We start from the raw sequence: 13,874 nt of genomic DNA on the forward strand, positions 1-13,874 counted from the left end.
CCCCGGGAGCCCGGCCCATGCACAGCCCCCATGACCCCTACGTCCGCGTGCGCGGTGCCCGTGAGCACAACCTCCGAGGCGTCGACGTCGACATCCCGCGGGACGCGCTGGTGGTGTTCACGGGGGTCTCCGGGTCCGGCAAGTCCTCGCTCGCCTTCGGGACGATCTACGCGGAGGCGCAGCGGCGCTACTTCGAGTCGGTGGCCCCCTACGCGCGTCGGCTGATCCACCAGATCGGGGCGCCCAAGGTCGGGGAGATCACCGGTCTGCCGCCGGCGGTGTCCCTGCAGCAGCGGCGCTCGTCGCCCGGCTCGCGCTCGTCGGTCGGCACCGTCACCACCCTCTCCAACTCCCTGCGGATGCTGTTCTCCCGCGCGGGGGACCATCCGGCCGGTGCGGCGCGGCTGGACTCGGACGCCTTCTCCCCGAACACGGCGGCCGGCGCCTGCCCGGAGTGCCACGGGCTCGGCCGGGTGCACCGCACGACCGAGGAGTCCCTGGTCCCGGACCCGTCGCTGTCGATCCGCGAGGGGGCGATCGCCGCGTGGCCGGGGGCCTGGCAGGGCAAGAACCTGCGCGACGTCCTCGACGCGCTGGGGTACGACGTGGACCGGCCCTGGCGCGAACTGCCGCCCGAGGCACGGGAATGGATCCTGTTCACGGACGAGCAGCCGGTCGTCACCGTGCACCCGGTGCGCGACGCGGACCGCATCCAGCGCCCCTACCAGGGCACGTACATGAGCGCCCGGCGCTATGTGATGAAGACGTTCTCGGACTCCAGGAGCGCGACGCTGCGCGCCCGGGCCGAGCGGTTCCTGGAGAGTGCGCCGTGTCCCGTCTGCGACGGCAGGCGACTGCGGCCGGAGGCCCTCGCGGTGACGTTCGGGGGCCGGACGATCGCCGAACTGGCCGCACTCCCGCTGGCTGAGCTGGCCGGGGCGCTCACGGCGCGCGGGGAGACGGCGCGGGTCCTCACCGAGGACCTGACCTCGCGGATCGCCCCCGTCGTCGAGCTGGGCCTCGGCTATCTGAGCCTGGACCGCGCGACCCCCACGCTCTCCGCCGGCGAGCTCCAACGGCTGCGGCTGGCCACCCAGTTGCGCTCCGGTCTCTTCGGGGTCGTCTACGTCCTGGACGAGCCGTCCGCCGGGCTGCACCCGGCGGACACCGAGGCGCTGCTCACCGTTCTGGAGCGGCTGAAGGCCGCCGGCAACTCGGTGTTCGTGGTGGAGCACCACCTCGACGTGGTGCGCGGCGCGGACTGGCTCGTCGAGGTCGGCCCGGGCGCGGGCGAGCACGGCGGACGGGTGCTGCACAGCGGTCCGGTGGCGCGGCTCGCCGAGGTGGCGGAGTCGGCGACCGCCCGCCACCTCTTCGGCCGCTCCCCCGCGCCGGCGCGGGAGGTGCGGACCGCACGGCGGCGGGTGAAGGTCGGACCGGTGCACCGGCACAACCTGCGCGGGGTGACCGCCGAGTTCCCGCTCGGGGTGTTCACGGCGGTGACCGGGGTCTCCGGATCGGGAAAGTCCACGCTGATCGGCGAGTTGACGGACGGTGTGCCCGGTGTGGAGCGTCTCGTCACCGTCGACCAGCGACCCATCGGGCGGACACCTCGCTCCAATCTGGCCACCTACACGGGCCTGTTCGACGTCGTGCGCAAGGTGTTCGCCGGGACCGACGAGGCGAAGCGGCGCGGGTACGGCGTCGGGCGGTTCTCCTTCAACGTCGCGGGCGGGCGCTGCGAGACCTGCCAGGGCGAGGGTTTCGTCAGCGTCGAACTGCTCTTCCTGCCGAGCACGTACGCCCCGTGCCCGGACTGCGGCGGGGCACGCTACAACCCCGAGACGCTGGAGGTGACCCGTCACGGCCTCAGCATCGCGCAGGTGCTCGACCTGACGGTGGAGGCCGCCGCCGGCTTCTTCGCGGACACTCCGGCCGTCGCCCGCAGTCTCTCCACCCTCCTCGACGTGGGCCTCGGCTATCTGCGGCTCGGCCAGCCCGCCACGGAGCTGTCCGGCGGCGAGGCCCAACGCATCAAACTGGCCAGCGAGTTGCAGCGGGTGCGGCGCGACAGCACGCTGTACGTCCTCGACGAGCCGACGACCGGTCTGCACCCGGCCGACGTCGAGGTCCTGATGCGCCTGCTGCACGGACTCGTCGACGCGGGCCACACCGTCGTGGTCGTCGAGCACGACATGACGGTGGTCGCGGGAGCGGACTGGGTGATCGACCTCGGACCGGGCGGCGGCGACGCGGGCGGACGGATCGTCGCCGAGGGGCCTCCAGCGGAGGTGGCGGCCGCGCGGGAGAGCCGCACGGCGCGTCATCTCGGCGCGGTCCTCTCCGGCCGGCCGTCCGGCGCCCGGCCGGGCACGCCGTAGCCGGCCGCCGCGCGGCCCGGCGGCACCCCTTCCGCCGGGATGCCCGTCCCACGGAGGGACGGCGCGCCACCCCTCCGTAGGCCCCCTCGCGGGCCGTCCAGGCCGTGGTGCGGCGCGGCCGGTCCCGGGTGCGTCCCGGCGCCCCCCGGGCCCGGCCTCCCCGTGACCGCCCGTTGGGCTGCCAGGGCCAGCTCCCGCCGGTCGGCGGCGCTGCCGGGCCCGAGCGGGGTCCGCACCCGCACCTCCGCCACCAGCCCGCGCGCCGACACCACACGCCACAGTGACGCGAGCAGCGTGTCGTCGCCGACGAAGGCCGGCAGCGTGCTGGCCGCTCCCCCGGCCAGCCGGTAGCGGAGGCGGACCGGCTGCACGGGGGCACCGGCGTCGAGGGCGGCCTGGAAGACGGCCCGCCGGAACCGGCCCTGCGCTTGGCCGCACCAGGTGCTGCCCTCGGGGAAGGCGACGACCGCGGCGCCCTCGCGCAGGGCCTGCGCGATCCGGTCGACGGTCCGCGGCAGCGCGCGCAGCCGGTCGCGTTCGATGAACAGGGTGCCGCCGCGCGCGGCGAGCCCGCCGAGCAGGGGCCACCGCCGCACCTCGGACTTGGCCAGCATGCGGGCGGGACGCACGGCGGCGAGCAGCGGGATGTCGAGCCAGGAGATGTGGTTCGCGACGAGCAGCAGGCCGCCGGCCGGGGCGGCGGCGCCGGTGACGCGCACGCGCACGCCTGCGGCGCGTACCACCCCCCGGCACCAGCCCCGGATCAGCCGGTCCCGCGGCCCGGCGGGGATCCGGGCGAGGACCGGAATCAGCCCGGCCCCCGCGAGGGTCAGCGCCAGGACCGCGGCCAGCCGCAGCACGGCGCGCGGCCCGCCCGCCGCGCCGCCCGCGCTCCGCATACAGGCCGACGGGGAGCAGGGCGCCCCGGGCAGCCAGCCCCCGGCGGCCACGGGCGCAGGTCCCGGCACCGGCGGACGAGGCGTCGGCCGGTGCGGGGCCCGGATCACGCCGGTACCAGCGAGAGGAAGTGCCGCAGATAGCGCGGATCGATCCGGCGCATCGACAGCAGGACGTAGAGGTCGGCGACGCCGAAGTCCGGGTCGTGCGCGGGCGCTCCGCAGACCCAGGCGCCGAGGCGCAGATAGCCGCGCAGCAACGGCGGCAGTTCCCGGCGTGCGGGCGGGGACGACGGCGAGGAGGCCGAGCGCACGGTGTCCGGCGACCAGGGCAGCAAGGGCCGTACGCGGTACTCCTCCGGTGCCAGGTGCCTGACCCTCACCCGCTCCCAGGCGGTCGCGGCGAGCGCGCAGCCGTCGGCGAGCGGGAGGGAGCAGCAGCCCGCGAGCCACTCGTGGCCGCTGCGCGCCATGTAGCGGGCGATGCCCGCCCAAATGAGGCCGATGACCGTGCCGTCACGGTGGTCGGGGTGCACGCAGGACCGCCCGACCTCGACGAGTCCGGGGCGGATCGCCGCCAGCGCGCCGAGGTCGAACTCGCTCTCCGAGTAGAGCCGGCCGGCCACCGCCGCCCGCTCCGGGGGAAGCAGCCGGTAGGTGCCGACGACCCGGCCGCCGTCGGTGTCGCGCACCAGCAGATGGTCGCAGTAGGCGTCGAAGGGGTCGACGTCGAGGCCCGGCTGCGGAGAGGCGAGCAGGGCGCCCATCTCCCCGGCGAAGACCTCGTGGCGCAGTCGCTGGGCGGCCCGGACGTCGGCTTCGTCGCGGGCGAGGGTGACGGTGTAGCGGGCGGGGGACGTCGGCTGCGGAGGGCTGTCGAGGGTGGAAACGCCGGTCATGGCACTCTCCTGGTCACGGGGCCGGTTCGGCGGAGCGCGGCAGACCGGATCGGGTGCGGTCTGTGCGCTCCTGTTCTTCCGATGCCGATTGGCGTGCGCGTGACCTGCGCCAGGAGCCGGGATGTGGGGATGCTGAATGCCAGGGGGCGCCCGGTGCGGGCTGTGCGGCCGGGGCCGGAAGGGCGAGACGGGACCGGGGATGAGCACCACTCCCGGTCCCGCCCGTCCGCACCCTTTCGGCGAACGTCCTGTGAAGAGAGGGCTACCGCTTGCCCGCCTTGCGGGTCGCGCGCAGCCACTCCTTGTTCATGCCGGTGATGGAGACCAGCGGGATGCCCTTCGGGCAGGCGGTGGCGCACTCGCCGGCCAGGGTGCAGCCGCCGAAGCCCTCCTCGTCCATCTGCGCCACCATGTCGAGCACGCGGGTCTCCCGCTCGGGGGCGCCCTGCGGCAGCACGTTGAGGTGGTTGACCTTCGCCGAGGTGAACAGCATCGCCGAGCCGTTCGGGCACGCGGCCACGCAGGCTCCGCAGCCGATGCACTCCGCGTGCTCGAAGGCGAAGTCGGCGTCGGGCTTGGGCACGGGGGTCGCGTGGGCCTCGGGTGCGGCGCCGGTCGGGGCGGTGACGTAGCCGCCGGACTGGATGATCCGGTCGAACGCCGACCGGTCCACCACGAGGTCCTTCACGACCGGGAAGGCCGAGGCGCGCCACGGCTCGACGTCGATCGTGTCCCCGTCCCGGAAGGACCGCATGTGCAGCTGGCAGGACGTGGTGCGCTCCGGGCCGTGCGCGTCGCCGTTGATGACGAGCGAGCAGGCGCCGCAGATGCCCTCGCGGCAGTCGTGGTCGAAGGCGACGGGGTCGTCGCCCCGGAGGATGAGCTCCTCGTTGAGGGTGTCCAGCATCTCCAGGAAGGACATGTCGGCCGAGATGCCGTCCACCTCGTACGTGGACATCGCGCCGTCGGCGTCGGCGTTCTGCTGGCGCCAGACGCGCAGGGTGAGCTTCATGCGTAGCTCCGCTGAGTGGGGTGGACGTACTCGAAGACGAGGTCTTCCTTGTGCAGGACGGGCGCGTCACCGGTGCCGGTGAACTCCCAGGCGGCCGCGTACGAGAACTCGTCGTCCTTGCGGGCCGCCTCGCCGTCGGGGGTCTGGGACTCCTCGCGGAAGTGGCCGCCGCAGGACTCGGACCGGTGCAGCGCGTCGAGGCACATCAGCTCGGCGAGCTCCAGGTAGTCGACGATGCGGTTGGCCTTCTCCAGCGACTGGTTGAACTCCTCTCCGGTGCCGGGCACCTTGATGCGCCGCCAGAACTCGTCGCGGATCTGCGGGATGCGCTCCAATGCCTTGCGCAGCCCGCTCTCGCTGCGGGCCATGCCGCAGAACTCCCACATGAGTTCGCCGAGCTCGCGGTGGAAGGAGTCGGGGGTGCGGTCCCCGTCCACGGCGAGGAGCAGCCGCAGCCGGTCCTCGGTCTCCGCCAGCACCTCCTGGACGACGGGGTGTTCGTCGGTGACGTCCTCGTGGTGCGGGTTGCGCGCGAGGTAGTCGTTGATGGTGGAGGGCAGGACGAAGTACCCGTCGGCCAGGCCCTGCATCAGCGCCGAGGCGCCCAGCCGGTTCGCCCCGTGGTCGGAGAAGTTGGCCTCGCCGATCGCGAACAGCCCGGGCACGGTGGTCTGCAGGTCGTAGTCGACCCACAGTCCGCCCATCGTGTAGTGCACGGCGGGGTAGATCCGCATGGGCACGGTGTACGGGTCCTCGGCGGTGATCCGGGCGTACATGTCGAAGAGGTTGCCGTACTTCTCCTCGACCTTTCCGCGGCCCATGCGCCGGATGGCGTCGGCGAAGTCGAGGTAGACGCCCTGGCCGCCGGGGCCCACGCCGCGGCCCTCGTCGCACACGTTCTTCGCGGCCCGGGAGGCGATGTCGCGGGGCACGAGGTTGCCGAAGGAGGGGTAGATGCGCTCCAGGTAGTAGTCGCGCTCGTCCTCGGGGATCTCGTTCGGCGGGCGGGTGTCGCCCTCGGCCTTCGGGACCCAGATGCGTCCGTCGTTGCGCAGCGACTCGCTCATCAGCGTCAGCTTGGACTGGTGCTCGCCGGTGCGCGGGATGCACGTGGGGTGGATCTGGGTGAAGCAGGGGTTGGCGAAGAGGGCGCCGCGCCGGTGCGCCCGCCACACCGCGGTCGCGTTGGAGTTCATGGCGTTCGTCGACAGGTAGAAGACGTTGCCGTAGCCCCCGCTGGCGAGGACGACGGCGTCCGCGTAGTACGTGTCGATGCGGCCGGTGATGAGGTCGCGGGCGACGATGCCGCGGGCCCTGCCGTCGACCACGATCAGGTCGAGCATCTCGGTGCGCGGGTGCATCTCCACGTTGCCCGCGGCGATCTGCCGGGACAGCGCCTGGTAGGCGCCGAGCAGGAGCTGCTGTCCGGTCTGGCCGCGGGCGTAGAAGGTCCGGGAGACCTGGACGCCGCCGAAGGAGCGGGTGTCGAGCAGGCCGCCGTACTCGCGGGCGAACGGCACGCCCTGGGCGACGCACTGGTCGATGATCTCGACCGAGATCTGCGCGAGGCGGTGGACGTTGGACTCGCGCGCCCTGAAGTCGCCCCCCTTCACGGTGTCGTAGAACAGCCGGTGGACGGAGTCGCCGTCGTTGCGGTAGTTCTTCGCCGCGTTGATGCCGCCCTGCGCGGCGATCGAGTGGGCCCGGCGGGGCGAGTCCTGGTAGCAGAACTGGACGACGTGGTAGCCCTGTTCGGCGAGCGTGGCCCCGGCCGAGCCACCTGCGAGGCCCGTGCCGACGACGATCACGGTGTGCTTGCGGCGGTTGGCGGGGTTGACCAGCCTGGCCTCGAAGCGGCGGGTGTCCCAGCGCTCGCTCACCGGCCCCTGGGGGGCTTTGCGGTCGACGACCGGTTCACCGGTCCGGTACTCGGCATAGGAGGTCATGTCAGCTCACCACTCCGGTCATCACGGCCACGGGTACGGAGACGAAGCCCAGCGTCAGCACCAGCGCGAGGGCGTTGGCGGTGGCCTTCAGGGCTCGGTCGCGGGTGCGGCTGCCGGCACCCAGGGTCTGCGCCGCGCTCCAGAAGCCGTGGCGGATGTGCAGGCCGAGCGCGAGCATCGCGACGATGTAGACGAGGTCGCCGTACCAGGTCGAGAAGGTGTCGACGACGTTCTGGTACGGGTGCCCGGACTGGAAGCCGCCGGAGTGCACGGTGCCGGTCGTCAGGTCGAGGAGGTGCCAGACGATGAAGAGGCCCAGGATGATCCCGCCCCAGCGCATGGTGCGGGTGGCGTAGCTGGACCGCGGCTTCTTGTGGACGTACTTGGCGGGGCGCGCCTTGATGTCGCGCCGGCTCAGCTGGTAGGCGGCGGTGGCGTGGGCGACGACGGCGACCACGAGGACGACGCGGATCAGCCAGAGCGTCCACTCGTAGTGCATGAACGGCTCGCCGACGGTGCGCAGCCAGTGGGCGTAGTGGTCGAACTCCCCCTCGCCGAAGAAGATCTTCAGGTTGCCGATCATGTGGGCGACCAGGTAGAGCAGCATGATCAGGCCGCTGACGGCCATCACCGTCTTCTTCCCGACGGAGCTGTCCCACACGGTGCGTGCCATGGACGGTCGTCGGTCCGTCCGCGTTGCCAGAGCCATGTCTCAGAACGCTAGGCGCGGGCACCCCGATCGGTCCAAGACATGGTCCGGCTCGTTTCCATAGGCATGGCCTATCGTGGTGGGGTGCAGTTCCACCAGCTCCAGTACTTCGTCGCCGTCGCCGAGACCCGGCACTTCACCCGGGCCGCCGACCTGGTGCACGTCGCCCAGCCGTCGCTGTCCCAGCAGATCAAGGCGCTGGAGCGGGAGCTGGGGGCGGATCTGTTCCAGCGGGCACGCGGCAACATCACGCTGACGGATGCGGGCGAGGCGCTGCTGCCGCTCGCCCGCCGCATCCTCGCCGACGCGGACACCGCCCGGCAGGAGGTGCAGGAGCTGGCCCAGCTGCGCAGCGGTCGCGTACGCCTCGGTGCCACCCCGAGCCTGTGCACCGGACTGCTCCCGGACGTCCTGCGGGCCTTCCACGACCGCTATCCGGGCATCCGGCTGCTGATCGAGGAGGGCGGTTCGCACGACCTCGTCCGGGAACTGGCGCGCGGTGCCCTCGATCTTGCCCTGGTGGTCCTGCCGCTGCCGACGCCCTCCCCCGCGCTGACCACGGTGGAGGTGCTGCGGGAGGACCTGGTGGTGGTCTCGTCGCCGGAGGCGCCCGCGCCGGGGCGGGGCCGCACCGTGCGGGTCGGCGATCTGGAGGGTGAGCGCCTGGTGATGTTCCGGCACGGCTACGACCTGCGCGAGCTGACCGTCGCCGCCTGCCGGGCCGAGGGCTTCGAGCCGGACTTCGCCGTCGAGGGCGGCGAGATGGACGCGGTGCTGGGCTTCGTCCGGGCGGGTCTCGGCGTGGCCGTCGTCCCGCGCATGGTGGCGGCCCGGTCGGGGCGCGGCCTGCGGGTGACCCCGCTGGCCCGTCCGGGCCTGCACCGCACCATCGCCCTGGCCCACCGCAGCGACGTCGCGCCGCCCCGGGCGGCCCGGGAGCTCCAGCGCATGCTGCTGGAACGCTGAGCGGCCCCGGCCTCACGGTCTGGTACGGGAGCGACGCCGGTTGCGGCACCCCTCGGCCCGGTACGGGACGGGAGCGACGCCCCTCGGTCCCGCACCGGGACGCGGTCAGCCCGTCGCGTCCACCAGCGCCAGCTCGTGCAGCCGTTCCGGCGGACCGGGGCGGGCGTAGTACCAGCCCTGGGCGGTGTCGCAGCCCAGTATCCGCAGCTGCTCGGCCTGGGCGCCCGTCTCCACGCCCTCGACGGTGACCGCCAGATCGAGGCTGTGGGCGAGGGAGACGATGCCCTCGACGATCTTGAGGTCGACGGGGTCCGCCGGGTACTGCTGCATTCCCTGGGTGAAGGAGCGGTCCAGCTTGAGGATGCTCACCGGCAGACGGCGCAGATTGGCGAGGTTGGAGTAGCCCGTGCCGAAGTCGTCGAGGGCGATGTCGACACCCATCTCGGCCAGCCGTCGCAGCGGCTTGAGGAGGTCGTCGTCGGCGCCGATCAGCGCGGACTCGGTGACCTCCAGGCAGAGCGCGTCGGGTTCGAGACCCGCCCGTTCCAGGATGTCGACCGTGTCGGAGACGAGACCGGGATGGGTGAGCTGGCAGGGCGAGAGATTGACGTTGATCCGCAGCGGGCCGGCGTCGGCGTGCCGCTCCTGCCATGCGCGGGCCTGGCGGACCGACTGGTCCAGGACCCAGCGGCCCAGCGGGACGATCAGTCCGGTGTGCTCGGCGAGCGGGATGAACCGGTCCGGGCCGAGGACACCGTGCTGCGGGTGGAGCCAGCGCACCAGGGCCTCGGCGCCCCGGACGCTGCCGTCCCCGAGGTGCACCAGCGGCTGGTACTCGATGAAGAACTCGTTCCGGTCCAGGGCCGCGGGCAGCGCGGTGGTGAGTCCGTGCCGGGTGATGGCACGGAGGTCGGCCTCGGGGTCGGCGAGCTCGAAGCGGTTGCCGCCCGCGGACTTGGCCCGGTACATCGTGATGTCGGCGCTGCGCAGCACCTCCGCGGGGCCGCGCTCCCCCGCGGGCCCCTCGACCACGCCGATGCTGCCGCGCACGGTGAGTTCGCGGCCGTCGATGCTGACCGGGGTGACCAGGGCGTTCATGATGCGTCCGGCCAGTTCGTCGACCTCGCGCTCGGTGTGCGGGCCGGTGGTCAGCGCCACGAACTCGTCCCCGCCCAGCCGCGCGACCATCTCACCGGGAGCGGTCGCGCAGGCCTGCAGCCGGTCGGCGACCTCGACGAGCAGCCGGTCGCCGGCCGCGTGGCCGAGGCTGTCGTTGATCGTCTTGAAGCCGTCCAGGTCGAGGTAGCAGAGCCCGAACCGCTGGCCCTCGCCCGCGGCCAGGGCCTTCTCCAGTCGCTCGAAGAACAGGGTCCGGTTGGGCAGCCCGGTGAGGGCGTCGTGCGTGGCCTCGTACCGCAGGCGCAGGTTGAGCAGCCGGCGCTCGGTGGTGTCCTCCATCAGCGCGAGCTGGTATTGGGGACGACCGTCCGCGTCCCGCAGCAGGGAGACCGTCAGGTTCGTCCACAGGGCGGTGCCGTCGGGGCGGTAGAAGGCCTTCTCGACGTGGTAGTGCTCCCGCTCGCCCCGGACCAACTCGTCGTAGAGGCGCCAGACTTGGGGGGCGTCGTCGGGGTGGGTCCAGTCGCTGACCCGACGCCCGCGCACCGACTGCTCGGACCCGCCGAACATCCGCAGCAGCGCGCCGTTGACCTGCAGGATGTTGCCTTCCAGGTCGGCGATGCCGATCCCTATGGCCGCGCCCTCGAACACGGCCCGGAAGCGTGCCTCGCTCGCGTGCAGCGCCTCGGCGACCACACTGCGCGCGTTCAGGGCGGCGTGGGAGATGGCTTCCTGCTCGGCCAGTGTCCGGTCCCGCAGGGCCTGCGCGAAACCGGCGGCGATCGCATGCTGCAGGCGCGCCGAACGGGTCCGCAGCGCTTCCCTGTTGCCGTCGCCGCCGCAGTAGAGCACCAGGTAGGCGTCGACACAGTCGAGGGACCGGCTGAGCGCCTCGGGGTCGGTGCAGTGCGTGCCGACCAGCGCAGCGCCGACCGCCCTGCCCTCGGCGGCCTCGTACGACCTGGCCAGCAGCGCGTCGCTCAACCGGCGTGCGAGCGGCAGGAGTTGTTCCTCGAACTCGGGGCGGGTCAGCGAGGTGGAGGTCACCGGAAAGACGGCCCGGCTCCAGATCGTCGCGAACCTGCGGAGTCTGTCCTCCGGTCCGTCCGGTTCCGCGGTCACGCCGCGCGCCCGACGCCCGCGAAACCGGAATAGGAGTACGGATCCTCATCCTCGGGTGCCGTGTCGGGCCGCCAGTCCGGCATCGGCACCAGTCCGGGTTCCACCATGTCGTACCCCTCGAAGAACCGCGCGATGTCCTCGCGCGAACGCATGATCAGCGGGCTGCGGGTGTTCTTGTACACGTCCACCGCACCCTCGGCCCGCTCCGGCGGGAGCGGGATTCCCTCGTACGAGGCATGCGTGAGGACGAGCAGGCTGCCCGGCGCCAGTGCGTCGCGCAACTCGGCCACCGCACTGTACGGGTCGTCCGCGTCCTCCACGAAGTGAAGTATGGCAACGAGCAGCAGGGCCACCGGACGGTTCAGGTCGATCAGGCGGCCGACTTGGGCGTTCTCGAGGATGTCGCGGGGCTTGCGCAGATCGGCGGCGAGGACGTCCGCGTGCTCGTTGCCCTGGAGCACCGCCTGGCTGTGCGCGACGGCCACCGGGTCGTGGTCCACGTACATCACGTGCGCGCCCGGACTGGCCGCCTGGGCGACCTCGTGGACGTTGCCGAAGGTCGGGATGCCGGAGCCGATGTCGAGGAACTGCGTGATCCCCTCGCCGACGGCGTACCGGACGGCGCGGCGCATGAACGCGCGGTTCGCCTGCATGATCTTCGGAAGCCCCGGCAGGAATTCCATCGCCTTGCGGGCCGCGTCCCGGTCGACCTCGAAGTTGTGCGAACCGCCCAGGTAGTAGTCGTAGATGCGGGACACGCTCGGCACCGAGATGTCGATGCTCCGGGGGGCCCAGGCGGGACGCTCCATCAATCTCTCCAAGGCGTAGGCGACGGCGTAGGCGATCCGGTGTTCGAGCTGAGGCTACTGATCGCCCGCCAAAGGGGCGAGCCAAAACGGAAATTGACCATCCGTTACCGGTCACTGCCTCCGGCAAGTGCCGTCCCGGGCCCCTCCCGGGCGACCGCCGGGAGGGGCCCGTCGAATCGAACCGAAACCCGCCAAAGCGTGCAGCGCACGCCGAAGCGGTCCGCCCCCTCCGTGCGGTGCGGAGGGGGCGGACCGTGGTCGCGCGCGTTGTTCGGTTCGTCCGGCACTCGGTGCTGCTGCGTCAACTCCTCTCGCGATGGCGTGCCTTGGCGGGCGGGGTGATCAACCCTGGGGAGGTGATCGCTACTTCGACGCGCCGACCGGCTTTCCCTCGGGCGAGACGGCGTACCAGGTGCCGCCGACGCCCTGGCCGTTCGTGTCTCCGGGAGCCTTGTCACCGGAGAAGGTGTAGATGGGCCAGCAGTCGACCGTCATCTGCTTGACGCCGTCCGGACGGGTGAAGGCCATGAGGCCCTTCTTGGCGACACCCTTGGTGTCGTTGGCCTCGACCGGCGCGACCGCGGGCCACTTCTCCAGGCAGGCGCCCTTGCAGGCCGACACCGAGTCGGGCCAGGCCTGGTCCTTCATGAACCGGTAGACCGTCATGCCCTTCTTGTCGACGACGATCTCGCCGAGCTTGGGGTCGTTGCGCACGGACAGACCCGGCAGATCGGCCGCGGAGGCCTTCTTGCCGTCGGGGGCCGAGGCGTACCAGGTCCCGCCCACACCCTGGCCGTTGGTGTCACCGGCCTTGGTGTCCTTGGCGTACCGGTACATCGGCCAGCCGGCGATCGTCAGCTGCTTGGTGCCGTCGGTGCGGGTGACCTCGCCGAGCAGGGACTTGTCCACTCCGGTGGCCGCCGTGGCGCCGTCCGCGGGGACCGGCGGCCAGGTCTTGGCGCAGTCGCCGTCACAGGCCGACTTGGGCGGCTCGGCGGTGTCCTTGTCGAAGCGGTAGAGGGTGAGCCCGGCGCTGTCGGTGACGACCTTGCCGAGCTTCACGTTGTCCGTGACGGACAGCTGGCCCGCGGTCTCCGCCTCGGCGGCCGTGCCCTGTTCGTCCTTTGAATCGGCGCCGTAACCATCGCTGGAGCTGGACCCGTAACCGTCGGCGGCCGGTGCGGCGCCCACGTTCTGGGTTCCCGTCGACGGTGTGCCCTGTTCCTGACCGCACGCCGTCGTGAGCGCCAGTACCGCCGCAGCTGCCGCTACGAGTGAGGCGCTCCGCCAGGAGGTCTTCATGTCAACTCCCGCTGTTCGCTTGGGTGTTGCAGCGTCCTAGTGCGCCGCTCATGGCCTTGATTACGGGCGGGAGGGGGCCGGGCGTTCAATCGGCTCGCACATTTCTTTCCGGACCCTGTGTCCCAGCGGCCGCAGATCGTGCAGTTGTACGCACGCCGGGAGATCTTTCACGCAGTGCGGCAAACCCGCCGAAGCCGCATGTCCCTCCTTCGGGGCAATTCACCGCCGCTCCGGCGTGCCGCACCGCGGAGCGCCCCATGATCTCGGTCGTGCATCCACCCAGACGGACCCGATCCGCCCTCGCCGTACGGGTATTGGCGCTGCTCGCGCTGACCTGGTTCCTCGGCGGCGCGCCGGCCGGGGAGGCGTCCGCCGACGCGTGCGCGTACGCCTCGGTCGGTCCGGACGGCGCAGTGGACGCGGTGGCGGTCGCCGGCGCCGGATGGTGCGGCCCGCCTCCGGAGATCCCGCCGCCCTGCCCGACGCCCACGCCGGAACCGCCGCCGCCCCCACCCGAACCCACGCCTCCCAAGCCCACGCCGCCGAAGCCCACGCCCACACCCCCGAAGCCCCCGCCCCCGAAGCCCCCGCCTCCTCCCCGGCCCGCACCGCCGGCGCCCCCGCCGCCTCCGGCACCGGCTCCGAGGCCGCCCCTCGCGGCTCCGGCGCCGAAACCGCCGCCCGCGCCGGAGCCGACACCGACGCGCACCCGG

The 13,874-nt window shown here is 72.4% G+C and carries 10 protein-coding genes; 2 read left to right on the forward strand and 8 right to left on the reverse strand.

Annotated features, from left to right (window positions below; all coding sequences use genetic code 11):
• Positions 1-17 precede the first annotated feature (17 nt).
• Positions 18-2,381, forward strand: a complete 2,364-nt coding sequence (locus tag ACZ4NT_RS32215) for an ATP-binding cassette domain-containing protein (RefSeq protein WP_467728596.1) — start codon at positions 18-20, stop codon at positions 2,379-2,381.
• Here ACZ4NT_RS32215 and ACZ4NT_RS32220 read toward each other — a convergent pair.
• From ACZ4NT_RS32220 to ACZ4NT_RS32240, 5 genes are all read right to left on the reverse strand, one after another.
• On the reverse strand, positions 2,324-3,280 hold the full coding sequence (locus tag ACZ4NT_RS32220) for a lysophospholipid acyltransferase family protein (protein ID WP_467728614.1): 957 nt from the start codon (positions 3,278-3,280) through the stop codon (positions 2,324-2,326). The genes ACZ4NT_RS32215 and ACZ4NT_RS32220 overlap by 58 nt on opposite strands.
• Before the next feature lie 104 nt (positions 3,281-3,384).
• Positions 3,385-4,176: a GNAT family N-acetyltransferase gene (locus tag ACZ4NT_RS32225; RefSeq protein WP_467728597.1), complete on the reverse strand. Its 792-nt coding sequence runs from the start codon at positions 4,174-4,176 to the stop codon at positions 3,385-3,387.
• Positions 4,177-4,438: 262 nt separating this feature from the next.
• Positions 4,439-5,188, reverse strand: coding sequence for a succinate dehydrogenase/fumarate reductase iron-sulfur subunit (locus tag ACZ4NT_RS32230; RefSeq protein ID WP_121407375.1), 750 nt, complete (start codon positions 5,186-5,188; stop codon positions 4,439-4,441).
• Positions 5,185-7,134, reverse strand: coding sequence for a fumarate reductase/succinate dehydrogenase flavoprotein subunit (locus ACZ4NT_RS32235; RefSeq protein ID WP_467728598.1), 1,950 nt, complete (start codon positions 7,132-7,134; stop codon positions 5,185-5,187). The genes ACZ4NT_RS32230 and ACZ4NT_RS32235 overlap by 4 nt, the downstream gene beginning before the upstream one ends.
• Before the next feature lies 1 nt (position 7,135).
• Entirely contained in the window at positions 7,136-7,807 is a 672-nt protein-coding gene (locus tag ACZ4NT_RS32240; protein ID WP_467728599.1) for a succinate dehydrogenase, read from the reverse strand.
• Positions 7,808-7,927: 120 nt separating this feature from the next.
• Here ACZ4NT_RS32240 and ACZ4NT_RS32245 point away from each other — a divergent pair, with 120 nt between their 5' ends.
• A complete protein-coding gene (locus ACZ4NT_RS32245) occupies positions 7,928-8,809 on the forward strand; it encodes a LysR substrate-binding domain-containing protein (RefSeq protein ID WP_121407372.1) in 882 nt (293 codons plus the stop codon).
• A gap of 105 nt (positions 8,810-8,914) precedes the next feature.
• Here ACZ4NT_RS32245 and ACZ4NT_RS32250 read toward each other — a convergent pair whose 3' ends face one another.
• The 3 genes from ACZ4NT_RS32250 to ACZ4NT_RS32260 all read right to left on the reverse strand — a co-directional run bounded on the left by ACZ4NT_RS32250 (position 8,915) and on the right by ACZ4NT_RS32260 (position 13,161).
• Entirely contained in the window at positions 8,915-11,050 is a 2,136-nt protein-coding gene (locus tag ACZ4NT_RS32250; protein ID WP_121407371.1) for an EAL domain-containing protein, read from the reverse strand.
• Positions 11,047-11,859 (reverse strand): SAM-dependent methyltransferase, encoded by an 813-nt coding sequence (locus ACZ4NT_RS32255; protein WP_121407370.1) that lies wholly within the window; start codon positions 11,857-11,859, stop codon positions 11,047-11,049. The genes ACZ4NT_RS32250 and ACZ4NT_RS32255 overlap by 4 nt, the downstream gene beginning before the upstream one ends.
• Positions 11,860-12,222: 363 nt before the next feature.
• Positions 12,223-13,161 (reverse strand): SCO0930 family lipoprotein, encoded by a 939-nt coding sequence (locus tag ACZ4NT_RS32260; protein ID WP_121407369.1) that lies wholly within the window; start codon positions 13,159-13,161, stop codon positions 12,223-12,225.
• Positions 13,162-13,874 lie beyond the last annotated feature (713 nt).

It is taken from the genome of Streptomyces sp. NPDC026417 (assembly GCF_055567695.1).

Excerpts from the sequence above, each read along its gene's own strand:
- ACZ4NT_RS32215 (WP_467728596.1), top strand. The coding sequence starts at position 18 with ATGCACAGCCCCCATGACCCCTACGTCCGCGTGCGCGGTGCCCGTGAG.
- ACZ4NT_RS32220 (WP_467728614.1), bottom strand. The coding sequence starts at position 3,280 with ATGCGGAGCGCGGGCGGCGCGGCGGGCGGGCCGCGCGCCGTGCTGCGG.
- ACZ4NT_RS32225 (WP_467728597.1), bottom strand. The coding sequence starts at position 4,176 with ATGACCGGCGTTTCCACCCTCGACAGCCCTCCGCAGCCGACGTCCCCC.
- ACZ4NT_RS32230 (WP_121407375.1), bottom strand. The coding sequence starts at position 5,188 with ATGAAGCTCACCCTGCGCGTCTGGCGCCAGCAGAACGCCGACGCCGAC.
- ACZ4NT_RS32235 (WP_467728598.1), bottom strand. The coding sequence starts at position 7,134 with ATGACCTCCTATGCCGAGTACCGGACCGGTGAACCGGTCGTCGACCGC.
- ACZ4NT_RS32240 (WP_467728599.1), bottom strand. The coding sequence starts at position 7,807 with ATGGCACGCACCGTGTGGGACAGCTCCGTCGGGAAGAAGACGGTGATG.
- ACZ4NT_RS32255 (WP_121407370.1), bottom strand. The coding sequence starts at position 11,859 with ATGGAGCGTCCCGCCTGGGCCCCCCGGAGCATCGACATCTCGGTGCCG.
- ACZ4NT_RS32260 (WP_121407369.1), bottom strand. The coding sequence starts at position 13,161 with ATGAAGACCTCCTGGCGGAGCGCCTCACTCGTAGCGGCAGCTGCGGCG.